Annotated in this window: 28 protein-coding genes; 15 read left to right on the plus strand and 13 right to left on the minus strand. The window is 67.4% G+C overall.

Annotated features, from left to right (window positions below):
• The first annotated feature begins 97 nt into the window (after positions 1-97).
• A complete protein-coding gene (locus tag LJ725_RS15015; protein WP_230551457.1) occupies positions 98-679 on the plus strand; it encodes a malonic semialdehyde reductase in 582 nt (193 codons plus the stop codon).
• A gap of 58 nt (positions 680-737) precedes the next feature.
• Here LJ725_RS15015 and LJ725_RS15020 read toward each other — a convergent pair whose 3' ends face one another.
• Both LJ725_RS15020 and pdxY read right to left on the minus strand, forming a co-directional pair.
• Positions 738-1433, minus strand: a complete 696-nt coding sequence (locus LJ725_RS15020; RefSeq protein ID WP_230551458.1) for a LysE family translocator — start codon at positions 1431-1433, stop codon at positions 738-740.
• A 7-nt stretch (positions 1434-1440) separates the two neighbouring features.
• On the minus strand, positions 1441-2292 hold the full coding sequence (gene pdxY, locus LJ725_RS15025; protein ID WP_230551459.1) for a pyridoxal kinase PdxY: 852 nt from the start codon (positions 2290-2292) through the stop codon (positions 1441-1443).
• A gap of 68 nt (positions 2293-2360) precedes the next feature.
• On the opposite strand from pdxY, the gene LJ725_RS15030 reads away from it, so the two are divergent.
• The 6 genes from LJ725_RS15030 (at position 2361) to LJ725_RS15055 (ending at position 7904) form a co-directional block, all read left to right on the plus strand.
• The gene (locus LJ725_RS15030; RefSeq protein ID WP_230551460.1) at positions 2361-3242 is read left to right on the plus strand and encodes an HpcH/HpaI aldolase/citrate lyase family protein; all 882 of its coding nucleotides are present in this window, start codon (positions 2361-2363) and stop codon (positions 3240-3242) included.
• Between the two features lie 11 nt (positions 3243-3253).
• The gene (locus LJ725_RS15035) at positions 3254-4312 is read left to right on the plus strand and encodes a MaoC family dehydratase (RefSeq protein ID WP_230551705.1); all 1059 of its coding nucleotides are present in this window, start codon (positions 3254-3256) and stop codon (positions 4310-4312) included.
• Positions 4313-4448: 136 nt separating this feature from the next.
• Entirely contained in the window at positions 4449-4847 is a 399-nt protein-coding gene (gene sdhC, locus LJ725_RS15040) for a succinate dehydrogenase, cytochrome b556 subunit (protein WP_230551461.1), read from the plus strand.
• A 10-nt stretch (positions 4848-4857) separates the two neighbouring features.
• The gene (sdhD, locus tag LJ725_RS15045; protein WP_230551462.1) at positions 4858-5244 is read left to right on the plus strand and encodes a succinate dehydrogenase, hydrophobic membrane anchor protein; all 387 of its coding nucleotides are present in this window, start codon (positions 4858-4860) and stop codon (positions 5242-5244) included.
• A gap of 3 nt (positions 5245-5247) precedes the next feature.
• Positions 5248-7092 (plus strand): succinate dehydrogenase flavoprotein subunit, encoded by a 1845-nt coding sequence (sdhA, locus tag LJ725_RS15050; RefSeq protein WP_408015741.1) that lies wholly within the window; start codon positions 5248-5250, stop codon positions 7090-7092.
• Between the two features lie 32 nt (positions 7093-7124).
• Positions 7125-7904 carry a succinate dehydrogenase iron-sulfur subunit gene (locus LJ725_RS15055; RefSeq protein WP_230551463.1) on the plus strand — a complete coding sequence of 260 codons (780 nt, stop codon included), beginning with the start codon at positions 7125-7127 and terminating at the stop codon, positions 7902-7904.
• Positions 7905-7938: 34 nt separating this feature from the next.
• Here the strand turns inward: LJ725_RS15055 and LJ725_RS15060 are convergent, their stop codons facing one another.
• From LJ725_RS15060 to LJ725_RS15075, 4 genes are read right to left on the minus strand one after another with little or no spacing between them, the layout of a single operon-like run.
• The gene (locus LJ725_RS15060) at positions 7939-8706 is read right to left on the minus strand and encodes an ADYC domain-containing protein (protein ID WP_230551464.1); all 768 of its coding nucleotides are present in this window, start codon (positions 8704-8706) and stop codon (positions 7939-7941) included.
• Entirely contained in the window at positions 8703-9692 is a 990-nt protein-coding gene (locus LJ725_RS15065) for a sterol desaturase family protein (protein ID WP_230551465.1), read from the minus strand. Before LJ725_RS15065 ends, LJ725_RS15060 begins: the two co-directional genes overlap by 4 nt.
• A 25-nt stretch (positions 9693-9717) precedes the next feature.
• Positions 9718-10137: a hypothetical protein gene (locus tag LJ725_RS15070; protein ID WP_230551466.1), complete on the minus strand. Its 420-nt coding sequence runs from the start codon at positions 10135-10137 to the stop codon at positions 9718-9720.
• Positions 10138-10170: 33 nt separating this feature from the next.
• Positions 10171-10410, minus strand: coding sequence for a hypothetical protein (locus LJ725_RS15075; protein ID WP_230551467.1), 240 nt, complete (start codon positions 10408-10410; stop codon positions 10171-10173).
• A gap of 154 nt (positions 10411-10564) precedes the next feature.
• Between LJ725_RS15075 and LJ725_RS15080 the strand changes: the two genes are divergently transcribed.
• Positions 10565-12037: a hypothetical protein gene (locus LJ725_RS15080; protein ID WP_230551468.1), complete on the plus strand. Its 1473-nt coding sequence runs from the start codon at positions 10565-10567 to the stop codon at positions 12035-12037.
• 213 nt (positions 12038-12250) lie between these two features.
• Here LJ725_RS15080 and LJ725_RS15085 read toward each other — a convergent pair whose 3' ends face one another.
• The 3 genes from LJ725_RS15085 to LJ725_RS15095 all read right to left on the minus strand — a co-directional run bounded on the left by LJ725_RS15085 (position 12251) and on the right by LJ725_RS15095 (position 13794).
• A complete protein-coding gene (locus LJ725_RS15085) occupies positions 12251-13276 on the minus strand; it encodes a sterol desaturase family protein (RefSeq protein ID WP_230551469.1) in 1026 nt (341 codons plus the stop codon).
• A gap of 98 nt (positions 13277-13374) precedes the next feature.
• Positions 13375-13542 (minus strand): hypothetical protein, encoded by a 168-nt coding sequence (locus LJ725_RS15090; RefSeq protein ID WP_230551470.1) that lies wholly within the window; start codon positions 13540-13542, stop codon positions 13375-13377.
• A 39-nt stretch (positions 13543-13581) separates the two neighbouring features.
• A complete protein-coding gene (locus tag LJ725_RS15095) occupies positions 13582-13794 on the minus strand; it encodes a hypothetical protein (RefSeq protein ID WP_230551471.1) in 213 nt (70 codons plus the stop codon).
• 154 nt (positions 13795-13948) lie between these two features.
• On the opposite strand from LJ725_RS15095, the gene LJ725_RS15100 reads away from it, so the two are divergent.
• Both LJ725_RS15100 and LJ725_RS15105 read left to right on the plus strand, forming a co-directional pair.
• Complete coding sequence (locus LJ725_RS15100; protein WP_230551472.1) at positions 13949-15088, plus strand: alpha/beta fold hydrolase; 1140 nt, start codon at positions 13949-13951, stop codon at positions 15086-15088.
• Between the two features lie 65 nt (positions 15089-15153).
• Positions 15154-16182 (plus strand): amino acid ABC transporter substrate-binding protein, encoded by a 1029-nt coding sequence (locus LJ725_RS15105; RefSeq protein ID WP_230551473.1) that lies wholly within the window; start codon positions 15154-15156, stop codon positions 16180-16182.
• A 146-nt stretch (positions 16183-16328) separates the two neighbouring features.
• Here LJ725_RS15105 and LJ725_RS15110 read toward each other — a convergent pair whose 3' ends face one another.
• Positions 16329-17933, minus strand: coding sequence for a serine hydrolase domain-containing protein (locus LJ725_RS15110; RefSeq protein ID WP_230551474.1), 1605 nt, complete (start codon positions 17931-17933; stop codon positions 16329-16331).
• Between the two features lie 78 nt (positions 17934-18011).
• Between LJ725_RS15110 and LJ725_RS15115 the strand changes: the two genes are divergently transcribed.
• Positions 18012-18821, plus strand: coding sequence for an enoyl-CoA hydratase/isomerase family protein (locus LJ725_RS15115; RefSeq protein WP_230551475.1), 810 nt, complete (start codon positions 18012-18014; stop codon positions 18819-18821).
• 280 nt (positions 18822-19101) lie between these two features.
• Here LJ725_RS15115 and LJ725_RS15120 read toward each other — a convergent pair whose 3' ends face one another.
• From LJ725_RS15120 to LJ725_RS15130, 3 genes are read right to left on the minus strand one after another with little or no spacing between them, the layout of a single operon-like run.
• A complete protein-coding gene (locus LJ725_RS15120) occupies positions 19102-19290 on the minus strand; it encodes a DUF1289 domain-containing protein (protein ID WP_230551476.1) in 189 nt (62 codons plus the stop codon).
• A gap of 7 nt (positions 19291-19297) precedes the next feature.
• On the minus strand, positions 19298-19939 hold the full coding sequence (gene phaR, locus LJ725_RS15125) for a polyhydroxyalkanoate synthesis repressor PhaR (protein WP_230551477.1): 642 nt from the start codon (positions 19937-19939) through the stop codon (positions 19298-19300).
• Between the two features lie 14 nt (positions 19940-19953).
• Positions 19954-20283, minus strand: a complete 330-nt coding sequence (locus LJ725_RS15130) for a hypothetical protein (RefSeq protein WP_230551478.1) — start codon at positions 20281-20283, stop codon at positions 19954-19956.
• 10 nt (positions 20284-20293) lie between these two features.
• On the opposite strand from LJ725_RS15130, the gene LJ725_RS15135 reads away from it, so the two are divergent.
• The 4 genes from LJ725_RS15135 (at position 20294) to LJ725_RS15150 (ending at position 24935) form a co-directional block, all read left to right on the plus strand.
• Positions 20294-21568: an alpha/beta fold hydrolase gene (locus LJ725_RS15135; protein ID WP_230551479.1), complete on the plus strand. Its 1275-nt coding sequence runs from the start codon at positions 20294-20296 to the stop codon at positions 21566-21568.
• Positions 21552-22418 (plus strand): LytR/AlgR family response regulator transcription factor, encoded by an 867-nt coding sequence (locus LJ725_RS29195; RefSeq protein WP_230551480.1) that lies wholly within the window; start codon positions 21552-21554, stop codon positions 22416-22418. Before LJ725_RS15135 ends, LJ725_RS29195 begins: the two co-directional genes overlap by 17 nt.
• Positions 22419-22537: 119 nt before the next feature.
• Complete coding sequence (locus tag LJ725_RS15145; protein WP_230551481.1) at positions 22538-23722, plus strand: acyltransferase family protein; 1185 nt, start codon at positions 22538-22540, stop codon at positions 23720-23722.
• A 34-nt stretch (positions 23723-23756) separates the two neighbouring features.
• Complete coding sequence (locus LJ725_RS15150) at positions 23757-24935, plus strand: acetyl-CoA C-acetyltransferase (RefSeq protein WP_230551482.1); 1179 nt, start codon at positions 23757-23759, stop codon at positions 24933-24935.
• Positions 24936-24969: the final 34 nt, after the last annotated feature.

A 24969-nucleotide genomic window follows, 5' to 3' on the forward strand; every position in this document is an offset into this window, starting at 1 on the left:
ATGGAATGGTGGGTTCCGGGCGGTAACTCGATCACATGTGCGCGTCTCGACCGTGTGGCCAAGCTTCGCTACGGTCAATCAACACAAGGGGATTTCCATGCTCGACGACAAGGCGCTTGCCACCATCTTCCGCGAAGCCCGCACGCACAACGGCTGGCTCGACAAGCCGGTGACCGACCAGCAGCTGCACGAAATCTACGATCTCATGAAGTGGGGTCCGACTTCGGCCAACTGCCAGCCCGCGCGCATCGTCTTCGTGCGCACCAAGGAGGGCAAGGAGAAGCTCAAGCCGGCGCTGAGCGCGGGCAACACCGAGAAGACGATGACGGCGCCGGTGACGGCGATCCTGGCCTACGATTCGGAATTCTTCGAGCACCTGCCGCGGATGTTCCCGCACGACCAGACGGCGATCCACTGGTTCAAGGGCAAGCCCTCGGCCGAACCCACCGCGTTCCGCAACGGCACCCTGCAGGGCGCCTACCTGATCATCGCGGCGCGCGCGCTCGGCCTCGACTGCGGCGCCATGAGCGGCTTCGACAATGCCAAGGTCGACGCGGCGTTCTTTCCCGACGGCAAGTTCAAGACGAACTTCCTGTGCAACATCGGCTACGGCGATCACTCCAAGGTGTTCGCCCGCAGCCCGCGCTTCGCGTTCGACGAAGTCTGCAAGATCGTGTGAGAATCTTCACCTCTCCCGTCACGCGGGGGAGGTGAAAAGGGACGAACGTCGGCGGATCCTAAAGCCCGAAGAACGCCCCGATCTGCTTCCAGGGCAGCGGCAGCAGCGAGATCAGCGCCGCCAGCCCGAAGCCCAGGATGACCGCGCCCGAGCCGCGGTTGAGCCACAGGAGGCCGGCGCCGGTGAAGCGGGCGCGCAGCGACACCGATGCGGTGCAGATGATCGTCCACCAGGCGAGCGCGCCGCAGAACACCGACGCGACCAGCAGGGTGGCGTCGGGCAGGCTGGCGCCGACCCCGGCCAGGTTGCGTCCGGCGAAGGCCGCGCCGAAGGCCATAACGGTGAGCGGATTGAACACCGTGATGAAGAAGCTCGAACTGGCATAGTGGAAGTGCGTCGAGAACGTATGCTCGCGATCGTCGGCGACGGGATCGCCGACGTTGCGCGGCCGGTGGCGCATCGTCGTCCAGCCCATGATCACCAGCACGAGCCCGCCGATGCCGAGCAGCCAGGCTTCGCGTTCGATCACGAACTGCTGCACGAAGGAGAGGCCGAAGGCCGCGACCGCGCCGAACACCGCGTCGCCCAGCGCCGCGCCGATTCCCGTCATGTAGCCCGCCATGGCGCCGACCGTGATCGAGCGGCGGATGCACAACGCGGCGGCGGGTCCGACCGGGACGGCAATGAGGAAGCCGATGGCCGCGCCCTCGATGGCGAGCGCTATGGGATTGAAGACGAAGCCGGGCACGTCCATCGCGCGCCTAAAGCCTCTCGGCTCTGAAGACGCGCGGCGGCGCGACCAGCCGGTCCTGCGCCGCCACGAGCTGCAATTCGCGCTCGCCCATCGCCTGCGTGGCCTCGAGCACCGCGAAGATCGACGAGGCGGCTTTGCTCAGCGCTTCGGGGATTTCGTCGCCCGAAATCCAATGGGCGGTGAACAGGGCGGCGACGGCGTCGCCGGTGCCATTGGGTGCGATGGGGAAGCCGATCATGGGCGTTGCAACGCGCCACGCGGCCTCCCGCGTCACCGCGACCATTTCGATCCCGTCGGGTGGGGCATCCGCCCGGCGCAGGCTGGTGATCAGGGCGAGCCGCGGCCCCTGGAGCAGCAGGCGGGCCGCCGCCAGCGCCTCGTCCATCGTCGACACCGTGCGGCCTGTCAGCAGTTCCAGCTCGAAGTGGTTGGGCGTAACGAGGTCGGCGGCCGGGATGGCGCGGTCGCGGAAGAAGGCCTCGATGCCCGGCCTCACGTAGACGCCGGTGTCGATGTCGCCCAGCACGGGATCGCAGCACCAGACGGCGCGCGGGTTGGCGGATCGCACGCGGCCTGCGGCATCGAGCACGACGTCGGCCAGTGCGGCATCGCCGACATAGCCCGTCAGCACCCCGTCGCAGCGTTGCAGTTGCCCGAGCGCCTCGATTCCCTGGACGATCTCGCTCACCTGCTCGGCCGAGGCGGCGCGACCGCGCCAGGCGCCGTAGCCCGTGTGGTTCGAGAATTCGACCGTGTTCACCGCCCAGACCTCGTGGCCCAATCGTTGCAGGGGAAAGGTTGCCGCACGATTGCCGACGTAGCCGTAGGCGACATGGCTCTGGAGGGACAGGAAGCGCATGGCCGGCGGCACCTTGCCACAAGGAGGACCGTCATTATAGTCCGCCGCGTTTTCGGGGAGACCTCCAGATGTCGATGACCGTCCGTCCGCGCCGCAGCGTTCTCTACATGCCGGGCGCCAACACGCGCGCCCTGGAGAAGGCGCGCACCCTGCCGGCCGACGCGCTGATCTTCGACCTAGAGGACGCGGTCGCGCCCGACGCCAAGGAGACCGCCCGCGCCAACGTCGTCGCCGCGGCGCAGAGCAGGGGCTACGGCAAGCGCGAGATCGCGATCCGCTGCAACGGTCTCGGCACACCCTGGGGCAAGGCCGACATCGCCGCGATCGCGAAGTCGGGCGCCGATGCCATCGTGGTGCCGAAGGTCGAGAGCGCCGCCGAGGTGGCCACCGTCGTCGGTCTGCTCGATGCGGCCGGCGCGCCGGCGTCGATGGCGATCTGGGCCATGATGGAGACGCCCAAGGGCATCCTGCGCGCCGAAGAGGTGGCCGGATCGCATCCGCGGCTCGCCCTGTTCGTCATGGGCACCAACGACCTCGTGAAGGACATGAAGGCGCGCCACACGCCGATGCGCCTGCCGATGGTGACGGCGCTCGGGCTCGGCATGCTCGCCGCCCGCGCGCACGGCCTCACCATCCTCGACGGCGTCTACAACGATATTCAGGACGCCGAGGGCTTCCGGGCGGTCTGCCAGCAGGGCCTGGAAATGGGCTTCGACGGTAAGACGCTGATCCATCCCAGCCAGGTCGAGCCCTGCAACGAAGTATTTGCGCCCTCGAGCGCCGAACTGGAAGTGGCGGCCAGGATCGTCTCCGCCTTCAAGGCCGCGCAGGCCGAGGGCAAGGGGGTCGTCACGGTCGATGGACGGATGATCGAGAATCTCCACGTCGAGCAGGCCGAGCGCGCTCTGGCGCTGGCCTCGGCGATCAAGGAACTCCAGGCGGCAACGTGAGCGCGACCACCATGAGCAAGACCAGCAACGGCAACTTCTTCGAGGATTTCCGGGTCGGGCAGGAATTCCGCCACGCCACCCCGCGCACGCTGACCGAGGCCGATGCGGCGCTCAACGTCGCGCTTTATGGATCGCGCTTCGCCGTCAATTCGTCGGACGAGTTCGCACGGGCGATCGGACTGCCGCGCGCACCGCTCGACGATCTGCTGGTCTTCCACGTCGTCATCGGCAAGACGGTGCCGGACATCTCGCTGAACGCCGTCGCCAATCTCGGCTATGCCGAGTTCCGCTGGGGCGTGCCGGTCTATCCCGGCGACACGCTGTCGGCCAAATCGACCGTGCTCGGCCTGCGCGAGAATTCCAACAAGACCAGCGGCGTCGTCTGGGTGCGCTCGACCGGCGTCAACCAGAAGGGCGAAATGGTGCTCGACTACGTGCGCTGGGTGATGGTGCACAAGCGCGACCCGCAGGCGCCGGTGCAGCCGGTCGTCGTGCCGAAGACCGCGCCCTCGGTGAAGCCGGAGGATCTCGTCGTGCCGGCCGGGCTCTCGATCGCCGGCTACGACGACGGCGCCGCTGGCTCGTCGCATCGCTGGGAAGACTATGCGCCAGGCGAGCGGATCGACCATGTGAGCGGCATGACGGTCGAGGACTCCGACCACATGTTCTCGACGCGGCTGTACCAGAACACCGCGCGCGTCCATTTCGATGCCTACGCGGGCAAGCAGACGCGGTTCGGTCGGCGCCTGGCCTATGGCGGTCACGTCATCTCGCTGATGCGGGCGCTGTCGTTCAACGGGCTGGCCAACGGCTTCCGGGTCGCCGCCTTCAACGCCGGCAGCCATGTCGGTCCCACCTTCGGCGGCGACACGATCTATGCCTGGTCGGAGGTGCTCGAAAGCGCGCCGCTGCCGGGTCGCGCGGATGTCGGTGCTCTGAGAATAAGAAGCATTGCGACAAAGGACTGCCCGTGTGGCGACTGGCCGGGCAAGGGGGCCGACGGCAAATATCATCCCGCGGTGGTGCTCGATCTCGACTACTGGGTGCTGATGCCCAGGCGCCTCGGTTAGCGCCGCCGCTCGGCAGGCGGATTTCCGCTTGCAAATCCGGGGCTTACCGCGCGTGCGACGCCGACATTCGTTGACTTGATGCGGTCGGGCGCTACATACACCAGCAGCCGATATCGGCATTTAGAGGTTTTTACGGATGAGCGTCGCCAACCGGCCGGTGCATCGGCCGCTTTCTCCGCACTTGCAGGTCTACCGCCCGCAGCTCACCTCGGTCCTTTCGATTCTGCACCGCGCGACCGGAATTGCCCTGTCGGTGGGTGCCCTCTACCTCGCGACCTGGGTCGTGTTCGCCGCGGCGAGCCCCTCGACCTACGCGACGTTCCAGGGCTTCAACGGATCGATCGTCGGCCGCTTCGTGCTGGGAGGCTGGCTGTTCAGCCTGTTCTTCCACCTGTTCAACGGCATCCGGCATCTGTTCTGGGACATGGGCTACGGCTTCGAGATCAAGGAAGCCTATCGCAGCGGCTGGATCGTGGTGGTGGCGGCCCTCGTGGCGACGGCCGCTTCCTGGATCGTCGGCCTGCGGCTGGTCTGAGGAGCATCCCATGAGCAGCGATCTCCGAAGCCATCTCGGCCGCGCCCGCGGCCTCGGTTCCGCCAAGAGCGGCGTTCATCACTTTTGGGTGCAGCGTCTCACCGCCGTCGCGCTGATCCCGCTGGCCGTCTGGTTCGCCGTCTCGCTGGTGACGCTGAGCGGCGCCGACTACGCGATGGTGCGGGCCTGGATCGGTTCGCCGTTCGTGATGGTGTTGCTGATCCTCACCATTGTCATCGGGCTGCATCATGCCCAACTCGGCATCCAGGTGGTGATCGAGGACTATGTCCACAACGACGGCGCCAAGCTGGCGATGATCGTCGGCGTCAAGTTCATCGCGGTATTCTTCGGGCTGGCGGCAGCGGTCGCCATCCTGCGTATCGGTTTCGGAGGCTAAGTCATGGCCGAGGCGAGTAACGGCAAGAGCAGCCTGCCTGTCGCAGGCATCATGAACATCGGCAACACCGCCTACAAGGTGATCGATCACGAGTACGACGTGGTCGTGGTCGGCGCCGGCGGCTCGGGCCTGCGCGCGACCTTCGGCATGGCCAACAAGGGCTTCAAGACGGCCTGCATCACCAAGGTGTTCCCGACCCGCAGCCACACCGTGGCGGCGCAGGGCGGCATTTCCGCGGCGCTCGGCAACATGGGCCCGGACGACTGGCGCTGGCACATGTACGACACGGTCAAGGGCTCCGACTGGCTCGGCGACCAGGACGCGATCGAATACATGTGTCGCGACGGCATCGGCGCGATCATCGAGCTCGAGCATTACGGCGTGCCCTTCAGCCGCACGCCCGAGGGCAAGATCTACCAGCGCCCGTTCGGCGGCATGACCACGGAATACGGCAAGGGCATTGCCCAGCGCACCTGCGCGGCGGCCGACCGTACCGGCCACGCGATCCTGCACACGCTCTACCAGCAGTCGCTGCGCAACCATGCCGAATTCTTCATCGAGTATTTCGCGCTCGACCTCATCATGGACGAAGGCGTCTGCCGCGGCGTCATGGCGTGGAACCTCGACGACGGCACGATCCATCGCTTCCGCGCCCACAAGGTGGTGCTGGCGACCGGCGGCTACGGCCGCGTCTACCAGACCGCGACCTCGGCCCACACCTGCACGGGTGACGGCGGCGCCATGGTGCTGCGCGCCGGCCTGCCGCTGCAGGATCTCGAGTTCGTGCAGTTCCATCCGACCGGCGTGTTCGGCGCCGGCTGCCTGATCACCGAGGGCGTGCGCGGCGAGGGTGGATACGTCACCAACGCCAGCGGCGAGCGCTTCATGGAGCGCTATGCGCCGTCGGCCAAGGACCTCGCCTCGCGCGACGTCGTCAGCCGCTCGATGACCATCGAGATCCGCGAAGGCCGCGGCTGCGGTCCGAACAAGGATTACATCGAGCTGCACGTCGAGCATCTCGACCCGAAGATCATCCACGAGCGCCTGCCGGGCATCGCCGAGACCGCCCGCATCTTCGCCGGCGTCGACGTGACCCGCCAGCCGATCCCCATCCTGCCGACCTGCCACTACAACATGGGCGGCATCCCGGCGAACTATCACTGCGAAGTGATGACGGTTAAGGACGGCAATCCCAACACCGTCGTGCCCGGCCTGATGGCGCTGGGCGAGGCCGCGTCGATCGGCGTCCACGGCGCCAACCGCCTGGGCTCCAACTCCCTGCTCGAACTGGTCGTCTTCGGCCGCTCCGCCGCCAACCGCGTCGCCGAGCAGCTGACGCCGGGCCAGCCTCACAAGGACATGAAGAACGCCGGCGAGGAAGCGCTCGCCCGCCTCGACAAGGCGCGTCATGCCAACGGCGGCACGCCGACGGCGCAGCTTCGCGCCATGATGCAGAAGACCATGCAGAACGACTGCGCGGTGTTCCGCACCACCAAGACCCTCGACGAGGGCTGCGCGAACATGGACAAGGTGTTCGGCGGCAAGGACGACATCCGCGTCAAGGACCGCTCGATGATCTGGAACTCCGATCTCATGGAGACGCTGGAGTTCGAGAACCTGATCCTCCAGGCGCAGGGCACGATCCGCTCGGCCGCCAACCGCAAGGAAAGCCGCGGCGCCCACGCCCACGAGGACTTCCCGGAGCGCAACGACAAGGACTGGCTGAAGCACACGGTCGTCTGGGTCGACGAGAAGACGGGCAAGACCCGGATCGACTACCGCCCGGTCAACCTGCAGCCGATGAGCAACGACGTCCAGTCGTTCCCGCCAAAAGCCCGCGTGTACTAACCGCCCGCGTGTACTGAGTTCGAGAGGAAGTCATGGCCGAGTTCGCCCTCCCCGCCAATTCCAAGATCGGAGTCGGCGAGACCTACAAGGCACCCGCGGGCGCCAAGAACATCAGGACGTTCAAGGTCTATCGCTGGACGCCGGAAGACGGCAAGAACCCGAAGGTCGACACCTATGAAGTCGACATGGACACCTGTGGTCCGATGGTTCTCGACGCGCTGATCAAGATCAAGAACGAGATCGACAGCTCGCTGACCTTCCGCCGCTCCTGCCGCGAGGGCGTGTGCGGCTCGTGCGCGATGAACATCGACGGCACCAACACGCTGGCCTGCACCAAGTTCATCGACGAGGTGAAGGGCGACATCAAGATCTACCCGCTGCCGCACATGCCGGTAGTGCGCGACCTGGTGCCCGACCTCAACGTGCCCTACGCCCAGCTGACCTCGATCGAGCCGTGGCTGAAGTCCTCCACCCAGCCGCCGACGCGCGAGCGCCTGCAGTCGCCGGAGGAGCGCGCCAAGCTCGACGGCCTGTGGGAGTGCATCCTGTGCTTCTGCTGCTCGACCTCGTGCCCCAGCTACTGGTGGAACGGCGAGCGCTACCTGGGGCCGGCCATCCTGCTGCAGGCCTATCGCTGGATCGCCGACAGCCGCGACGAAGCCAAGGGCGAGCGCCTCGACAATCTCGAGGACCCGTTCCGGCTCTATCGCTGCCACACGATCATGAACTGCACCAAGACCTGCCCCAAGAGCCTGAACCCGGCCAAGGCGATCGCCGAGATCAAGAAGCTGATGGTCGAGCGCACGATCTGACGCTGCCGGACGACGCGGGACCGAGCGGTCGCGCTCAGTCCTTCGATCGGTTGAACAGGATGGCGCCGTTGGCGCGGGCGAAGTCTTCGGTGCAGACGGCGCCGGTGCGGCCGGCGAGGCGCGGGTAAGTCGCCTCCAGCTCTTCCAGCGTCGCGTTCTCCTTCACCCTGACATGGCGCACGCACACCGCGCCCTCGGGCGACCAGCCGGCCTCGAACCTGTCGACCGGATCTTCTTCGGCGGTCTGGATGCCCTGGGGGTCGTAGATGTCGATGCGCATGCCGTCCTTCGTCCATGCCCTGCCGTCGCCGCCATAGTCGGCGCGCACCATGCGCAGGCAGGCGGCATGGAGCGGTGCAAGGCTCGTTCCGTCGGGACCGACGGCCCACGGGCGGTAGCCCATGCGCACGCACTTGCCGAGCGCGCCGGAAGAGCAGGTGAACTCCAGCCCCTGCGGTCCCTGCAGCGGGAATCCCTGGCGGCGGCCATCGGGGCCGGGACCGCACAGATTCGCCCAGCTTCCGTCGGCCTGCCGTCCTTCGAACGTGTGCAGCCACACCGTCTTCGACGTGTCGTCGGGATCGGCCTCGACGGCGGCGATGCGCACCTCGGCGGGTTCCCCTTCGAACCGCACCTTGAGCACCGCGCCGACCAGGTCCGTGCTGCGCAAGGTCCGGCCGTCGGCCAGCCCGACCACGATCTCGGTGCCGTCGACACCGAGCGACGACACGGAAGGCGACTGGGCGAAAGCGGTCGCGACGAGCAGGACGAAAAGCCCGGCCGCGAGAGTGATCCTTTTCATGCCTGTATCCTCCTTGAAAGCCGTGCCGAAAGCGCGGTCGTGACGCGGTCGCGCACGCCGGCCAGCCAGATTGGGTAAACGGCGAAGAGATCAAGCAGCGGGTGGCCGGTATCGAAGCGGGGATCGTGGACGCCGAACACAAGCGGCCGTTCGTGCCAGCGATACGTTCCGAACAGGCGGTCCCACGGCGTGAACAGGCTGAAGTTCGCATTGTGGTCAGCAGGATCGCTGCTGTGATGGATGCCGTGGATTCGCGGACCTGCCACGAACAGCTTCTCGTACCAGGCGGGGACCGGCAGTCGCGTATGCAGGATCGTGGTGGCGACGCCGGCGGAAACGGCGGCGATGAAGACGGCGTCGGCCGTAAAGCCGAACAGCACGGCAGGCAGGGTGCTCACGAGCATGCCGAAAAACCCATCCACGGGATGGTGCCGGGTCGTCGTGATCGCAGTCATCTCCTTGGCCGCGTGATGGATGGCATGGAAGGGCCACATGAGCGGCGAGTGAAGGAAGCGATGCGACCAGTAGGTGAAGAAGCTATCGGCCAGAAAATGCAGCGGCACGGCGATCAACAGCGGCAACTCGGCGGCTGGCCGCCAGGCGCGCGGCTCGGAAAGAACGGCATCTAGGCCGGCGCTCATGCCGAGCGAGGCGACGACAAGGAACAGCGGGCCGAGCCCCAGCAGCTCGACGGCCAGGTAGAAGACATCGCTGCGGTGCGAACGGCTGGGACTCTGCAGCAGGTCGGATAGCGGGCTCGCATGCCATCCAAGATGCAGGACCTCGGCACCGTAAATCGCCAACAGCACGGGCACATACCAGTAGGCGAGATCGCTGACCGGCCATTGTGCGAACACGGCGGCATCGAGGGTCGCGCCCTTGTCGAGGGCGCCCAGCGTCGCGCCGGCAACAGCCACTACGTAAGCCAAGGCAGCGACGGTTGTGACGATCAGGAGATAGTCTAGCCAGGGGAAGCGACGGGTCATGGTCCAGATCCGGTATGCAGGGAGTTCAGAACCTGAGCGTCCAGCCGAGGCGGCCGCTGGTGATGTCGAGCTGGTTCTCGGCTTCCCAGAGGCGTGACCGTCGCAGCTCGAGGGAGAAGGAGCCGGCGGCCGGGGTGACGATCTCGTGGCTGACGGCAAAGGAGGCGTGCCGACCGGCGCCGACGCCGACGCCGGTATAGTCGTAGGAGAAGTGGCCGGCGGAGAGGGCGGCCTTGAAGCCGCCGGCCTGCCAAGAGAGGCCCGCCGCGCTGGTCTCGCCGAGATGGCGGCCGGCGCCGGTCGTCTCGTGGCTGCGGCTGGCTTCGGCGAAGAGGGCGAAGCCTGCGCCGGCCACCCACTGCGCCTGCACCCGGCCCTCCGGCTCGGCAGCCCGGGCGGCAGCACCGCCCAGGCCGATCAGCAGGAGGAGAAGGAGCAGGCGCATGGGTCTTGCCTTGGGTGCGGGATCCGGTCCGGCTCAGTGCTCCTGGGGCGGCAGCTCGATGGCTTCGAGCACGAAGGACGAGGCGGCGGGGGCGATGCCGTTCCAGCCGAGGCCGTTCCAGCCGAGGCCGTTCCAGCCGAGGCCGTTCCAGCCGAGGCCGTTCATCTCGACGCCGTTGGGCAGGCACTTCAGACAACTTGCGGCCTGGGCCGGGGCGCCGATGGCCGTGGCGATCAGGGCGGCGGTAGCGGTGGCGAGAATGGTCTTGAACATTTGAAGTCTCCCTTGAGGTGTGCGGGCTGGCGGGATGCCGTCCGTCGATGGGAGGGTTTTGGCACCGCGCCGCCGTGGCCGGCAGTTGCTGCGGCGTGCAGGGGGTTGCACGGCGGCGAACAACCCCCAGAATGGCGCCGGTTCGGGGAGGAAAATGGCGGCGGTGCGGGATTTCGCGCGCAAGTTCGATCTCGTGCTGAAGGCCTTCAACCTCAGCCGGGGGCGGCTGGCGCAGACGGTGGGGATCGACAAGTCGGTGGTCAGCCGCTGGGCCTCGGGCGCCACGGTGCCGACCGACCACAATCTCTCGCTGCTGACCCACGCGGTGATGCGCCACAAGGCTGATTTCGGCCGGGCCGACTGGGATCTCGACGTCGAGGCCTTCGCCGCCCGGCTCGGCGTCGCTGCGCCGGAGCGGGTGGCACCGTCCCCCGCTCCGCCCGAGAAGCCGTCAATCGCCGTGCTGCCATTCCAGAACATCGGTGGCGATCCCGAGCACGAATACTTCGCCGACGGCATGACCGAGAACACGATCGCGCTGCTGTCCCAGAGCCAGGCCTTCACCGTCATCGCCAGCAGCTCCAGCTTCTCCTACAAGGCGGGCCCCAGCGACCCGGGCCGGATCGCGCAGCAACTGAATGTCCGCTATCTGCTCGAAGGCACGCTGCGCACGGCGGGCAACAGGGTCCGGGTGACCGCCCATCTCGTCGATGGCCGGAACCTGCAACGGCTGTGGGCCGGGCAATTCGACCGTGAGCTGGTCGATGTCTTCGCCGTCCAGGACGACATCGCGAGTGCGATCGTCGGTACGCTGTTCCCGCAGCTTCTCAATGCCGAGATCCGCTCGCAGCGCCAGCTCCAGCGACCGGATCTGGGGGCTTGGGGACTGGTCGTGCGCGGACTGGTGGCATTGATCAGCTTCACACGCGACAATCTCGCGGCCGCCGAGGAGAACGCCACCGGCGCCATCGCACTGGCGCCCGACGACGCTCTCGCCTACGGCGTGCGTGCCTTCGCGCGCGGCTATCGTGCGTACACGCAATGGGGCGAGGATTGGCTCAGCGATGCACGCCAGGCGGCGGCGGACATCAAGCACGCGCTCGCGCTCGACCAGGACGATCCGACCGGGCTCTTCCTGGTCGGCGGCGCGTCGATGTTCATGGGGCGGCACCGCGCCGGAGTCGGCCTGCTGGAGCGGGCAGTGATGCTCAATCCAAATCTTGCCATGGCGCGCGCGTTGCTGGCGCGGGGGTATGGGAGCCTCGGCCAATCCCACGACGGCTTGCCGCACGTGGATCAGGCGATGCGCCTCAGCCCGCGCGATCCGATGGCCTATCTGTTCTTCGGCTGCCGGGCTTTCTGTCACTTTGCGGGGGGCGACTTCCGCGACGCCCTCGCCTCGGCTGAAAGCGGGCTGCAACTCAACGAAGCGTCGGTCGACAATCATCTGTACATGGCGGCGGCGCTTGCCGAACTCGATCGGCCCGACGACGCCGCTCGACATGTTCAGCTCGCGCTCCGCTACGCGCCCGGCGTGCGCCTCGCGACGATCGCCAACGCGATCGAGCAGACCAATGAAGGCTGGAAGCGCTATCACGCCGCCCTCGCCAAGGCGGGCCTTCCTTAGAGCGGGGGGTGTCGGATCCGTATTGCGGACGGCTCACCCTCTTGCGACGGAGGGGGCACAAGGTGGTTTGGGCGGTGGCGCCGCCCAGGCCGGTCGGCAGGAGAAGAAGCGGGCGAATGGCGGTCACGCGCGAGGTCGGGTCCGTCTCAGCGCACCGAGGCCGACCGTTCGATGCGGTCGATCGCGAAGGCCGCACGCCCTGCAAGGCATCACTCACGCCCTTCTGGACAGCGAGCCCGCGCACGTCCGCCTGTTCGAAGAGATCGGCTGCTTCCTGGCCAGGTGACGGGCTGCCCGGCACAGACCGTCGATCCAGATGACGTAGACGCCGACGATATCGTGTAACGGCCGGCCGGTGTCGAAGCGGGCATCGCCGGCGCCGAAGGCGACCGGCCGCTCGTGCCAGCGCCAGGTGCCGAACACCCGATCGTAGATCGGCAACAGGCAGAAGTTCGTGTCGTGGTCGGCGGCATCGCGGCTGTGATGGATGCCGTGAGCGCGCGGCCCGGCGACGATATACTTCTCGATCCAAGCTGGCACGGGAACGCGCGTGTGCAGCAGCGTGGTCGCCGTCGCCATCGCCACAAGGGCATAGAACACCGCATCCGGCGGGAAGCCGAACAGCGCCGCCGGTACGCCGCTGATGCCGGTGCACACCAGGGTGTCGCCGGGATGATGGCGCGTGGTCGAGATCGCGGTGAGATCGTCGGCGGCGTGATGGACCGCATGGAGCGGCCACATCAGCGGTGTATGCATGAGGCGGTGCGACCAGTAGGTGAAGAACGGCTCGACGATGATGAACAGCGGTACCGCCAGCCATAACGGCAGATCGGCGGCTGGCTGCCAGGCCCGTGGTGCCGTCAGGACCGCATCGAGGGCGGTGCTTAGGCCGATCGTGGCGACCGCCGCCATCATCGGCCCTAACGCCAGCAGTTCGGTCGCGAGGTAGAACACGTCGGTGCGGTGGGAGGGCGACGTTCCATGCAGAACGCGCCATGCCGGGCTGTCGTGCCAACCGCCGACCGCGATCTCGAGGGCGAAGATCGCCAGCAGGACGGGGACATACCAACAGGCCAGCGACTCGACCGGCCATTGCGCAAGCAGCGAGACATCGAGCGCATGGCCGGATCGAAGTGCGGACAGAACGGCCCCGGCAGCCGCGACCGCATAAGCCACCAGGGCAGCCGCGGCGATCATGCCGAGATGGTCGAGCCAGGGTGGGCGACGGTTGACCTTCATGGGAGTCCTGCCGGCGTTGGACGGCGCTTGGATTCTGGAAAAGAGGCGGCCGGCCCTGCGAATTCGGGCCGGCCGGGCGGGGTGACGGGCGGAGTCGGTCAGGGGGTTCCGGCCGGTAGTTGGACCTGGTCGATGGTGACGTTCGACGACGTCGGGGCGACGCTGCCGTTGAGCGCGACGCCGTTCGGCCTGATGACCGCATGAGCCGGGGCGGCGAGGATCGTGGCGATCAGGGCGGCGGCGGCGGCGAGGACGGCTTTGAACATTTGAAGTCTCCCTTGAGATGTGGGTGGGGGCTGGCGGTCTCAGCGCACGGAGGCCGGCAGCGCGATGCCGTCGAGCGCGAAGCCCTGCGATTCGATGGTCGCCCCGTGGAAGCGCTGGCCATTCCAGGTGCCGCCGTTCATTTCGACGCCCTGGAGGGTGAGGCCGTTCGGCCGGATCTGGGCTTGGGCCGGGGCGCCGATGGCCGTGGCGATCAGGGCGGCGGTAGCGGTGGCGAGGATGGTCTTGAACATTTGAAGTCTCCCTTGAGGTGTGCGGGCTGGCGGGATGCCGTCCGTCGATGGGAGGGTTTTGGCACCGCGCCGCCGTGGCCGGCAGTTGCTGCGGCGTGCAGGGGGTTGCACGGCGGCGAACAACCCCCAGAATGGCGCCGGTTCGGGGAGGAAAATGGCGGCGGTGCGGGATTTCGCGCGCAAGTTCGATCTCGTGCTGAAGGCCTTCAACCTCAGCCGGGGGCGGCTGGCGCAGACGGTGGGGATCGACAAGTCGGTGGTCAGCCGCTGGGCCTCGGGCGCCACGGTGCCGACCGACCACAATCTCTCGCTGCTCACCCAGGCGGTGATGCGCCACAAGGCCGATTTCGGCCGGGCCGACTGGGATCTCGACGTCGAGGCTTTCGCCGCCCGGCTGGGCGTCGCCGCGCACGCGCCCGCCGCCTCCGAAGCCTTGCCGTCGGGGCCGGCTGCACCGGCGCGCGAGCAGCGCATCGCCTTCTGTCGCGCCTCCGATGGGGTGCGGCTGGCCTATGCAACGGTGGGCGCGGGGCCGCCGATCGTGAAGACGGCGAACTGGCTCAATCACCTGGAGTACGACTGGGAGAGCCCAATCTATCGCGGCCTGTTCCGCGGGCTGGCGGCCGAGCGCACGCTGGTCCGCTACGACGCGCGCGGCAACGGCCTGTCGGACTGGGAGGTCGGACGTATCGACTTCGAGGCCTTCGTCACCGACCTGGAAACGGTGATGGATGCAGCGGGCATCAAGCGTGCGCCGGTATTCTGCATGTCACAGGGCTGCGCCGTGGCCGTCGCCTACGCGGTGCGCCATCCCGAGCGGGTGAGCCACCTGATCCTGCACGGCGGCTTCGCGGTCGGGCCGCTCCGGCGGTCGCCCGAGGTGGCGGAGCAGACACGGGCAATGATGCACCTGATCCGTACCGGCTGGGGCACCGACAATCCGGCCTTCCGCCAGATGTTCACATCGCTGTTCTTCCCCGACGGTACCAAGGAGGTGTTCGACAGCTTCAACGAGTTGCAGCGAATCTGCATCTCGCCGGAGAACGCCTTTCGCATCCGTGAGGCCGTCGGCAACATCGACGTTCGCGACCTGCTGCCGAAGGTCAAGGTGCCGACGCTGGTCACCCATTCGCGCGGCGACGCCGTCGCCTCGTGGGAGCTCGGCCGGGCGATGGCGGCGGAAATCCCCGGCGCCCGCTTCGTCACCCTGCAGAGCAAGAACCACGCCCTGCTCGACGGCGAGCCGGCACATGCGCGGCTGCTCGACGAGATCGGCAATTTCCTGGCGGACTGACGGCCGGTGGCATGTGTTCTGCTATGGTGTCGCGACCACGGGGTTTCATGAGAAGGGTGAACGCAATGTCTGTCAGGTTTGGTGTGGCGCTGGCCGCCGTTTTGGGCGTGACCGCGTTGGCTGCCGGTCCGGCGCTTGCCGGGCAGACCTTCGACGCGGTCAAGGCCAAGGGTTTCGTGCAGTGCGCGGTGAACACCGGCCTGGCGGGCTTCTCCTTCGCCGACAGCCAGGGCAAGTGGACCGGCCTCGACGTAGATCTCTGCAAGGCCATCGCCGCGGCGATGTTCGGCGATGCCGAGAAGGTGAAGTTCACCCCGACGACGGCGCAACAGCGCTTCGTCGCCCTGCAGTCGGGCGAGGTCGACGTCATCACCCGCAACGCGACGCAGACCCTGCTGCGCGACACGTCGCTCGGCTTCAACATCGCGGGCGTCAACTTCTACGACGGCCAGGGCTTCATCGTGCCGGCCAAGGCCAACATCAAGAGCGCGAAGGAGCTGAACGGCGCCACGATCTGCGTCCAGCCCGGCACCACCACGGAGCTCAACCTCGCGGACTATTTCCGCGCCAACAAGATGACCTTCAAGCCGGTGCTGATCGAGAAGCTCGACGAGCTGCTGCAGGCCTATGCCGCCGGCCGCTGCGACGCCTACACGACCGACGCCTCCGGCCTCGCCGCGGTGCGCGCCGGCCAGCTGGCCGGCAAGGGCGAGCATGTCATCCTGCCCGAGCGCATCTCCAAGGAGCCGCTCGGTCCGATCGTGCGCCACGGCGACGACCAGTGGTTCGACCTCGTGAAGTGGACCCTGATGGGCATGATCGAGGCCGAGGAGATGGGCATCACCTCCAAGAACGTCGACGAGAAGCTGAAGAGCGAGGATCCCGCGGTGAAGCGCTTCCTTGGCGTCACGCCCGGCTTCGGCAAGGCCGTCGGCGTCGACGAGAAGTGGATGTACAACGTCATCAAGCAGGTCGGTAACTACGGCGAGAGCTACGACCGCCATGTCGGTCCGGCGACGCCGCTGAAGCTCGACCGCGGCCAGAACGCGCTGTGGACCAACGGCGGCCTGATGTACGCAATCCCGTTCCGTTGATCGTCGATCACTTCCCCTTTGCGGGTTCCGCAAAGGGGAAGTGCCCTCGTCTTACGAGGGCGATGGGGTCATGACCCCTCCGTCGCATCAGCGGCTGGGTTGCAAGCCGCAAACGCGACACTTCCCCATCCGAATGGGGGGTGGGCTCAGTCCTCGCGATCGAAGCGCATCTTCTTGATGCGGCCGGTCGAGACTTCGAGCGCGACGATGCGGCCGGCGCGGTCTCGGACCAGATGGGCGAGCTGGGTCGCCTTGATCCAGTTGCCCGGCGATTCCACCTCTACCGTGTCGGCATCGAGGCCGCGCACGAGCCACGGCGCACCGCCCGAAATCAGCGGTCCACCGACCTCCATGGTCCAGTCCTTGCCGTCGCGGCTGATGCGCCATACGGCGGCGCAGTCGGACGAGACATAGGTGCCGGCGAGATCGGCCGGTACGGCCGCGCGCATGGCGAGTTTGCCGAACGTCACGATGCGGCCGGCGCCGAGATCGACCTTCAGTGTCCCCTTTGGCCCGGGCTTCAGCGCGAACTCGTAGGAGCCGCGCTCGGCCGCCAGCCAGCCGCCGGCGCGGCGTCCCAGCGCGAAGGGCATGCCGTTCTGCGTCACCGTCGCCTCACCATTGCGCCACGCCAGATCGAACAGCGACGGCTCCGCTGCGTTGAACCAGGTCCCGCCGATCGGCTTGATCTCGGCCTGCGTGATCGGCGCCAGGGCGGGCTTCATCCGGCGGTCGCCGTCGAGGGCGAGCGCCGCGATATCGCGCGCGCGCCGCCACGGGTCGATGCTGCCCAGGTTGGCGATCACCACAACGGTGAGATCGGCCCTCGGCACGCGCAGGAATTCCGTGCGGAAGCCCGGCCACAGACCGCCATGGCCGATCGTTTGCAGGCCACGCAGTTCCTCGACGGCGACACCGCGGCGATAGCTGTTGGCCTTGCCGCCGGTCAGCGGCGCGATGGCCGCGAGCTGCGCGGGGATCGTCTTGCCGAGCGTGGGCCTGTCGAAATGCCGGCTCCAGATCAGCAGGTCCTCGACCGTCGAGGTGAGGCCGCCCTCGCCGCCCTGGGGATAGGCATGCGCCGCGCGGCGGAAGCCCTGCTCGCGGTCGCCGAGGTAGCCGGTGGCGAGACCGGGAATCACGGCGTCGATCTCGGCCGTCAGTCTTGTCTGCGCCATGCCGAGCGGCTTGAAGATGCGCTCGGCGAGCACGTCTCCCAGCTTCTGCTTCGCCAGCTTCTCGACGATCAGGCCGAGCAGCAGGAAGTTGGTGTTGCTGTAGAGGAAGCGGCTGCCGGGCGCGAAGTTGAGATGGCGGTTGCGCGTGCAGGCATCGAACAGATCCTCCGGCCTAGCCGGCCTGTCGAGACCGTGTCCGCCCAGCCGCAGCAATTCGAGGAAGTCGGGCAGCCCGCTCGAATTGCGCATCATCTGGTCGATGGTCACCGGCAGCGGCGCCAGCTCGGGCAGGTACTTGTGCGGCGGATCGGAGAGCTTGAGCCTGCCTTCGGCCGCCAGCATCAGCGCCGCCGTCACCGTGAACTGCTTGCTCACCGAGGCGATGCGGAAGCGGGTGTCCGGGCGGATCGGAACGTTCAGTTCCACGCTGGCGAGACCGAAGCCCTTGCAGAACTCGACGTCGCCATTGCGCATGACGCCGACGACGGCGCCCGGCGAACCGGGCTTGGTGTAGGAAGCGAACAACGCGGTGACGCGACGCTCGAAGACGGCGGATTCAATGGCTTTCGACATGCAGGCCAGTCAATCGAAGCGGCTCGCCCTTGTAAAGACGAGCCGCTAGGGTCGTGCGAAATCCTGGAGGAATGCGCGATGAGCGGACAGTTCGTGAAGATCGAGAAGGGGCTGGGGCCGCAGGGCCGCATCGCCGTCGTACGCTTCGATCGGGGCGACAACATCAATGCGCTGAGTCAGCAGGCGATGCGCGAGCTGCGCGACGTGCCGCGCGCTTTCGAGGACGATCTCGAGACGACGGTGGTGATCCTGACCGGCTCGGCCAAGGCCTTCTCGGCCGGTTTCGACCTCAAGGATCCGGAGGGCCGCGAGCGTGAGGGCCTGTCGATCGGCGAGCGCATCCACCGCCAGCGGCTGGGCCCCAGGATGTGCAAGGCCTGGCAGGACATGGACCAGATCACCATCGCCGCCGTCGAGGGCCATTGCGTCGGTGGCGGCGCGGCGCTGGTCGTGTCGCTCGACTTTCGCACCTGCGGCCGCTCAGCGCACTTCCGCATTCCCGAAGTCGAGCTCGGCATGAACATGAGCTGGGGCTCGATCCCGCGCATGCTGGCGTTGATGGGCCCGGCGCGCACCAAGCAGGCGGTGATCCTGGCGTCGGACCGGATCGGTGCGGCGGAGGCGCTGGACTGGGGCCTGGTCGAGAACGTCGTCGACGACGGACAGGCGCTGGCCGCCTCGATGGCGTTCGCCGAGCGTATCGCCCGCCAGCCGCCGATCCCTGTGCGCATGACCAAGAGCACGGTGAACCGTCTCGCCCATGCGCTCGACGATCTCGGCAGCCACATGGACGCCGACCAGAACGTGCTGACCGGCCTGACCGAAGACTACAAGGAAGGCACCTCGGCCTTCCGCGAGAAGCGCAAGCCGTCGTTCAAGGGCAGATAGGTGGGGGCCGCGCCACTGTGAGCGGCGTGACCTCCCCTCTTGAGTGGCGCGATCATGAATCAGGCGCGCCCGCAGCGAGGAGTGATCCCTTAGAGCGCTTCTGGGCGAGATTGAATCAAGCCGAACATTCAAACAACGACCTCACCCTGAGGAGCATCGCGCAGCGATGCGTCTCGAAGGGTGGGAACGCGCACCTTGCCTGTTGCCCATCCTTCGAGACGCACGCCTTCGGCGCGCTCCTCAGGATGAGGTAAGTGGGTCAATATGAACTGGAACGGCTCTAAAGCTTACGCGTCGGAAGCTGGTCGATGATGGTTTGGCGCGCGGCGTCGTCGAGCATGGCCCAGCGGCCGATCTCCTCGATCGTGCGCTTGCAGCCGATGCAGAGGCCGCTCTTCTGGTCGAGCTTGCAGATGCCGATGCAGGGCGACATGACCCGGCGGGTCATCGACGACGTCGACGCGCTCATGCCCGGTTCAGGACTTCTTGCCGAGTTCCGAGAGCTGGCTCTGCAACTCGTCGAGCTTGCGCTTCAGGTCGTCGATCGCCGCATCGTTGGACGCCGCCGCGGCTTCCGGCCTGGCCGGCTCGTGACCGTTGGCGGGAGCCGACGGGGGAGCCGCGGGCGGGCTGCTGGGCGCCGTGCCGAACGGGTTGAACATTCGCATGGCGTTCTCGAACATCGCCATGTTCTGCTTGCCCATCGACTCGAACTGCTGGAACGGATTGAAGCCGAAGGCATTCTGCATGTAGCGGCGCATCTGGTCCTGATTGCGCGCGAACTGCGTCATCGACATTTCGAGATACTGCGGTACCACGCCCTGCAGACTGTCGCCGTAGAAGGAGATGAGCTGGCGCAGGAACGGGATCGGCAGCAGCGTCTGGCCACCCTTGCTCTCTTCCTCGAAGATGATCTGGGTCAGCACCGAGCGGGTGATCTCGTCGCCCGTCTTGGCGTCGTAGACCACGAAGTCGGTCTTGTCCTTCACCATCTGGGACAGATGATCGAGCGTCACATAGGCCGATGTGGCGGTATTGTAGAGCCGCCGGTTCGCGTACTTCTTGATCACCACCGGCGCCGTTTTCGGTCCGCCGTCGGGTACTGCCTGGTCGGCCATTACGCTTCGCTCCTCTAGCTCCCGTGCGCAGTGAACGCTCGTTTACTGGGATCGTTCACCTTAGCGCCGATGCCGCAGTGCGACAAGGCAGGCTTTGCTGATGCGAAAGCAGCGAAAGCGCGTCGATGCGTTATAGTACGCGCATGGCCTCCGAAAACGACAACGCGACAGGCAGTACGACGGGCGATTCCACCGCCGATTTCGACAGGTTGGCCCGCCGTTACCTGGATCTCTGGCAGGCCCAGCTTTCCGGCCTTGCCTCCGATCAGGCCGTGACCGAACAGATCGCCCGCCTGTTTGCCGCCGCCAACACGCAGGTCGCCTCGGCGATGCAGGCTGTCCAAGGAGCATCTCATGCAGGCACGACTAGGCCCCCGCCCGCTGCCGCTCCATCTGGGAACGGCGCTGATGACGTGGGCGAGCTCCGAAAGCGCGTGGAAGCTCTTGAAGCCCGGCTCGCAGAACTCGAGTCCCGCACGCGAACCTCCTGAAGCTCTGGCAGCACTGCTGCCCGAGATCGGTTTCCTCGAGGCGCAGGCGGGACCCGGCAGGTTCGACGAAGCGCTGAAACGGGAGATCCTGCGGCGGATGGACCGGCTGGCCGATGGTGTGCTCGCCTATCAGCGGCACGCTGTCCGCCGGACCCTGGAAGAACCCCCCGCGGTGTGGCGCGAAGGCAATACGCGCCTGCTCGACTACGGCGCCACCCATCGCGCCGCCCGCCGCCGCGGCGCGCGCGCGGTGCTGGTCGTACCGTCGCTGATCAATCGCTGGGAAGTGCTGGACCTCACCGCCGAGAAGAGCCTGCTGCGCGCCATGGCGGCGCAGGGACTGCGGCCCTATCTCGTCGACTGGGGCACGCCCGACGATGAGGAGCGCGGCTTCGACACGACGGCCTATGTGGGGCGCCTCGAACGGGCGCTGGCCTTCGTCGCCAAGCGGGCCCGGCGGGCGCCGGCCGTCCTAGGCTACTGCATGGGCGGCACGCTCACCGTCGCGCTGGCCGCTCGCAAGCCGCGCCGCGTCGCGGGCCTCGCACTGATGGCGGCGCCCTGGGATTTCCATGCCGACCGGACGGGCCAGGCGTTCCTCGTCTCGACCGGGCCGCTGCTGGCCGAGGTCGCCGACCGCGTCGGCGAGTTGCCGGTCGACATCCTGCAGACCCTGTTCTGGTCGCTCGATCCGTGGCTCGCAGTGAAGAAGTTCGGCCGCTTCCTCGGCCTCGACCAGAACGGCGAGCATGCCAAGGAATTCGTGCTGCTGGAGGACTGGCTGAACGGCGGCGCGCCGCTCGCCGGTCCGACCGCGCGCGAGTGTCTCGTCGGCTGGTACGGCGACAACGTCCCGGGCAAAGGCCAGTGGGTCGTGGCGGGCCGCCGCATCGTGCCGTCGAAGATCAAGGTGCCGGCCCTGGTCATGATCCCCTCGGGCGATCGCATCGTGCCGCCGCTCTCGGCGGCGGCGCTGGCGGATCCGAAGAAGGGGCTGAAGAACGCCACGCGGATCGACCTGCCGCTCGGCCATATCGGCATGGTGGTCAGCGGCCGCGCGCGCGATCTCTGCTGGACACCGCTGATGGAGTGGCTGGGCAATCTTCCCACGCGGCGGTCCCGTGTCGTCACCGGCTAGCTCCTTCGACTGGCGTCTCCCGGCGATCTGGGCGGCGCTGCTGACCGTGTCGGTGTTTGCGCATACCCATGTCGAGATCGCCAACGAAACGGCGCGCGGCGTTGGCATGCCGTATGGCACGGCGCTGGCGATCCAGGTTTCCAGCCATCTGGTGGTCGCGGCCCTGTTGCCGGTGATCTACTGGCTGCATCGCCGCTTCCCGATCGGCGAGCGCCCGCGCAACCTCGTCATCCACGGCGCGGCCGTCGTTCCCTTCAGCATCGTCCATACGGTCGGCATGGCGGCGCTGCGCTTCGTGTGGTTCGGCGGGATATTGGGCAAGACGCACAGTTTCCCGCTCACCCTCGACCGCATGCTCTACGAGTTCGCCAAGGACATCATCGCCTATGGCCTGTTGAGCGCCGGCGTGGTCGCGCTGCGCCACTATCTGACGCGTCCGGCCGACTCTGCGGTGGCGGCCGGGGCGGCGACGCCCGAGGCGATCCCGCAGCCCCAGCAGCCCCCGCTAGCGCCGCGTCCCGAGCGCTTCGCGGTTCGTCGCAAGGGCCGGGAGATCATGGTCGAGGTCGGCGAGATCGACTGGATCGAAGCCTCGGGCAACTACGCCGTCCTCCACGTCGGCGAGGAGACCTTCGAGATCCGCTCTTCGCTGACGCGGCTGGAGGGCGAACTCGATCCTAAGCGCTTCGTGCGCGTGCACAAATCCCATCTGGTGAACATCGCCCGCGTGGTCGAGGTGACACCCTGGGTGAGCGGCGACTGGCGCATCCGGCTGCAGGGCGGTGCCGAGGTCAACCTGAGCCGACGCTACCGCCAGCGGTTCGAGGCGCTGGCCCCCGTCAGGACCTGACCGGACGTCCCGCGCCGCCCGCCGGTCGTCCCATCCTCCGCGCCGGTCGTCACAAAACGCCGAGAAATCAAAGGCTTGCGGGTTAAGGGCAGGCGGTGTCCATCCCCGGGAGCCCTGTCATGCCGCCAGTCGCCCCTGTCGAACGCCGCGCCGACCTCGACTGGCTGCGCGTCCTCGCCTTCGGTCTGCTGATCTTCTACCACGCCGGCATGGCCTGGTCGGGCTGGTCCTGGCACGTCACCAGCCCCGACAGTCTGGACGGGCTGCGCGAGGCCATGCGGTTCTTGAACCGCTGGCGCATGCCGCTGATCTTCATGGTGTCGGGCGCGGCCATCGTGCTGGCGCTCGGCGATCGCACGCCGGGCGCCTTCGTGCGCGACCGGCTGAAGCGGCTGCTGCTGCCGCTTGCCTTCGGCATGGTCGTGATCGTGCCGCCGCAAGTCTATCTGGAGCGGCTGTCGCGCGGCCAGTTCGGCGGCTCGTTCCTGGAATGGCTACCGCACGCCTTCGAGGGCGTCTATCCCGGGGGCAACCTGAGTTGGCATCATCTCTGGTTCCTGGCCTACGTACTCGTCTTCACGCTGGTGCTGCTGCCGATCTTCCTGTGGGCGCGGACCGCGCGCGGCAACAGCGCCGTGGCCCAGGCCGGTGCGGTCGCGGCGCGGTATGGCCTGCAGTGGCTGATGGTCCTGCCGCTGGCCGCGTCGACCCTGTGGCTGGCGCCCGTCTCCTGGAACATCAATGGCCTGGTCGGCGACTGGAACGGGCTCGTGTCCTATGGCGCGTTGTTGCTTTACGGCGCCTTCCTCTTCGGATCGCCCGATCTGCTGCGGGCGCTGGAGCGGCAGCGCTTCGTATCGTTGCTCGTCGGCATCGCGGCCTACGCCTTCCTCTATCTCGGCTACTTCGAGGGCACCGTGCGGGCGGTGATCGAGCCGCCGGCCCGGCCGCTCTTCGCCCTGGTGTCGGGCATCAACGTCATGGCCTGGCTGTTCGCCATCGTGGGCTTCGCGCACCGCCATCTGACCCGGCGGCCCGCCTTCCTCGCGCAGGCCACCGAGGCGGTCTATCCGTTCTATCTCATTCACCAGACCGTCACGGTGATCGCGGTCTGGGCGCTGCTGGGGGCGGGGGCGTCGCCGCTGCCGGGCTTCGTGGCCGCCGTCTTCGCGACCTTCGCAGGAACCGGGTTGATTTACGCAGGGCTGGTGCGCCCGTGGCGCTGGGTCCGGCCGCTGTTCGGCATGAAGCCGGCCGGTCCGGTCGCCCGGCGGTCCTTGCTCCGGCGCGCGGCAGGCCTATAAATATCGCCAAGGGCGGCCTGCCAAGGAGGATTCAATGACGGACATCGTAATCGCGAGCGCGGCGCGCACGCCAATCGGCTCGTTCAACGGCGCGTTCGGCGCGGTGCCGGCGCACGATCTCGGCAAGGCCGCCATCAAGGGCGCGCTCGAGCGCGCCAAGGTGAAGCCCGAGGAAGTCGACGAAGTCATCATGGGCCAGATCCTGACCGGCGGTCAGGGCCAGAACCCGGCGCGCCAGGCGGCCGTCAACTCCGGCATCCCGGTCGAGAAGACCGCACTCGGCATCAACCAGCTTTGCGGTTCGGGCCTGCGCGCCGTTGCCTTCGGCTGGCAGGCGATCCGCAACGGCGACGCCAACATCATGGTGGTCGGCGGCCAGGAGAGCATGAGCCAGGCGCCGCACGCCGCGCACATGCGCGACGGCACCAAGATGGGCGAGCTCAAGATGGTCGACACCATGCTGAAGGACGGGCTGTGGGATGCGTTCCACGGCTATCACATGGGCAACACCGCCGAGAACGTCGCGCAGAAGTTCCAGATCACGCGCGCCGAGCAGGACACGTTCGCGGCCTCGTCGCAGAACAAGGCCGAGGCGGCCCAGAAGTCCGGTCGCTTCAAGGACGAGATCGTCCCGGTGACGATCAAGACCCGCAAGGGCGACGTCGTCGTCGACACCGACGAGTTCCCGCGCCACGGGACGACGGTCGAGGCGCTGGCCAAACTGCGTCCCGCCTTCACCAAGGAAGGCGGCTCGGTCACCGCCGGCAACGCCTCGGGCATCAACGACGGCGCCGCGGCGCTGGTGCTGATGAGCGCCGACGAAGCCAAGAAGCGCGGCATCACCCCGCTCGCCAAGATAGTGTCGTGGGCGACCACCGGCGTCGATCCGTCGATCATGGGCATCGGCCCAGTCACGGCCTCGCAGGCGGCGCTGAAGAAGGCCGGCTGGACGGTCAAGGATCTCGACCTGGTCGAGGCCAACGAGGCCTTCGCCGCGCAGGCGCTGGCCGTCGGCAAACAGCTCGGCCTCGACGACAGCAAGCTCAACGTCAACGGCGGCGCGATCGCGCTCGGCCATCCGATCGGCGCCTCGGGCGCGCGCGTGCTGACGACGCTGCTCTATGAAATGCAGAAGCGCGACGCCAAGAAGGGCCTCGCCACGCTGTGCATCGGCGGCGGCATGGGCATCGCCATGTGCGTCCAGCGCGACTGATCCCGCGCCGACGCTTGAAGGTTCAAACGCCCGA

Origin of the sequence: Reyranella aquatilis, assembly GCF_020880995.1 — a bacterium.
GTDB lineage: Bacteria > Pseudomonadota > Alphaproteobacteria > Reyranellales > Reyranellaceae > Reyranella > Reyranella aquatilis.

Excerpts from the sequence above, each read along its gene's own strand:
- LJ725_RS15015 (WP_230551457.1), top strand. The coding sequence starts at position 98 with ATGCTCGACGACAAGGCGCTTGCCACCATCTTCCGCGAAGCCCGCACG.
- LJ725_RS15020 (WP_230551458.1), bottom strand. The coding sequence starts at position 1,433 with ATGGACGTGCCCGGCTTCGTCTTCAATCCCATAGCGCTCGCCATCGAG.
- pdxY (WP_230551459.1), bottom strand. The coding sequence starts at position 2,292 with ATGCGCTTCCTGTCCCTCCAGAGCCATGTCGCCTACGGCTACGTCGGC.
- LJ725_RS15030 (WP_230551460.1), top strand. The coding sequence starts at position 2,361 with ATGTCGATGACCGTCCGTCCGCGCCGCAGCGTTCTCTACATGCCGGGC.
- LJ725_RS15035 (WP_230551705.1), top strand. The coding sequence starts at position 3,254 with ATGAGCAAGACCAGCAACGGCAACTTCTTCGAGGATTTCCGGGTCGGG.
- sdhC (WP_230551461.1), top strand. The coding sequence starts at position 4,449 with ATGAGCGTCGCCAACCGGCCGGTGCATCGGCCGCTTTCTCCGCACTTG.
- sdhD (WP_230551462.1), top strand. The coding sequence starts at position 4,858 with ATGAGCAGCGATCTCCGAAGCCATCTCGGCCGCGCCCGCGGCCTCGGT.
- sdhA (WP_408015741.1), top strand. The coding sequence starts at position 5,248 with ATGGCCGAGGCGAGTAACGGCAAGAGCAGCCTGCCTGTCGCAGGCATC.
- LJ725_RS15055 (WP_230551463.1), top strand. The coding sequence starts at position 7,125 with ATGGCCGAGTTCGCCCTCCCCGCCAATTCCAAGATCGGAGTCGGCGAG.
- LJ725_RS15060 (WP_230551464.1), bottom strand. The coding sequence starts at position 8,706 with ATGAAAAGGATCACTCTCGCGGCCGGGCTTTTCGTCCTGCTCGTCGCG.
- LJ725_RS15065 (WP_230551465.1), bottom strand. The coding sequence starts at position 9,692 with ATGACCCGTCGCTTCCCCTGGCTAGACTATCTCCTGATCGTCACAACC.
- LJ725_RS15070 (WP_230551466.1), bottom strand. The coding sequence starts at position 10,137 with ATGCGCCTGCTCCTTCTCCTCCTGCTGATCGGCCTGGGCGGTGCTGCC.
- LJ725_RS15075 (WP_230551467.1), bottom strand. The coding sequence starts at position 10,410 with ATGTTCAAGACCATTCTCGCCACCGCTACCGCCGCCCTGATCGCCACG.
- LJ725_RS15080 (WP_230551468.1), top strand. The coding sequence starts at position 10,565 with ATGGCGGCGGTGCGGGATTTCGCGCGCAAGTTCGATCTCGTGCTGAAG.
- LJ725_RS15085 (WP_230551469.1), bottom strand. The coding sequence starts at position 13,276 with ATGAAGGTCAACCGTCGCCCACCCTGGCTCGACCATCTCGGCATGATC.
- LJ725_RS15090 (WP_230551470.1), bottom strand. The coding sequence starts at position 13,542 with ATGTTCAAAGCCGTCCTCGCCGCCGCCGCCGCCCTGATCGCCACGATC.
- LJ725_RS15095 (WP_230551471.1), bottom strand. The coding sequence starts at position 13,794 with ATGTTCAAGACCATCCTCGCCACCGCTACCGCCGCCCTGATCGCCACG.
- LJ725_RS15100 (WP_230551472.1), top strand. The coding sequence starts at position 13,949 with ATGGCGGCGGTGCGGGATTTCGCGCGCAAGTTCGATCTCGTGCTGAAG.
- LJ725_RS15105 (WP_230551473.1), top strand. The coding sequence starts at position 15,154 with ATGTCTGTCAGGTTTGGTGTGGCGCTGGCCGCCGTTTTGGGCGTGACC.
- LJ725_RS15110 (WP_230551474.1), bottom strand. The coding sequence starts at position 17,933 with ATGTCGAAAGCCATTGAATCCGCCGTCTTCGAGCGTCGCGTCACCGCG.
- LJ725_RS15115 (WP_230551475.1), top strand. The coding sequence starts at position 18,012 with ATGAGCGGACAGTTCGTGAAGATCGAGAAGGGGCTGGGGCCGCAGGGC.
- LJ725_RS15120 (WP_230551476.1), bottom strand. The coding sequence starts at position 19,290 with ATGAGCGCGTCGACGTCGTCGATGACCCGCCGGGTCATGTCGCCCTGC.
- phaR (WP_230551477.1), bottom strand. The coding sequence starts at position 19,939 with ATGGCCGACCAGGCAGTACCCGACGGCGGACCGAAAACGGCGCCGGTG.
- LJ725_RS15135 (WP_230551479.1), top strand. The coding sequence starts at position 20,294 with ATGCAGGCACGACTAGGCCCCCGCCCGCTGCCGCTCCATCTGGGAACG.
- LJ725_RS15145 (WP_230551481.1), top strand. The coding sequence starts at position 22,538 with ATGCCGCCAGTCGCCCCTGTCGAACGCCGCGCCGACCTCGACTGGCTG.
- LJ725_RS15150 (WP_230551482.1), top strand. The coding sequence starts at position 23,757 with ATGACGGACATCGTAATCGCGAGCGCGGCGCGCACGCCAATCGGCTCG.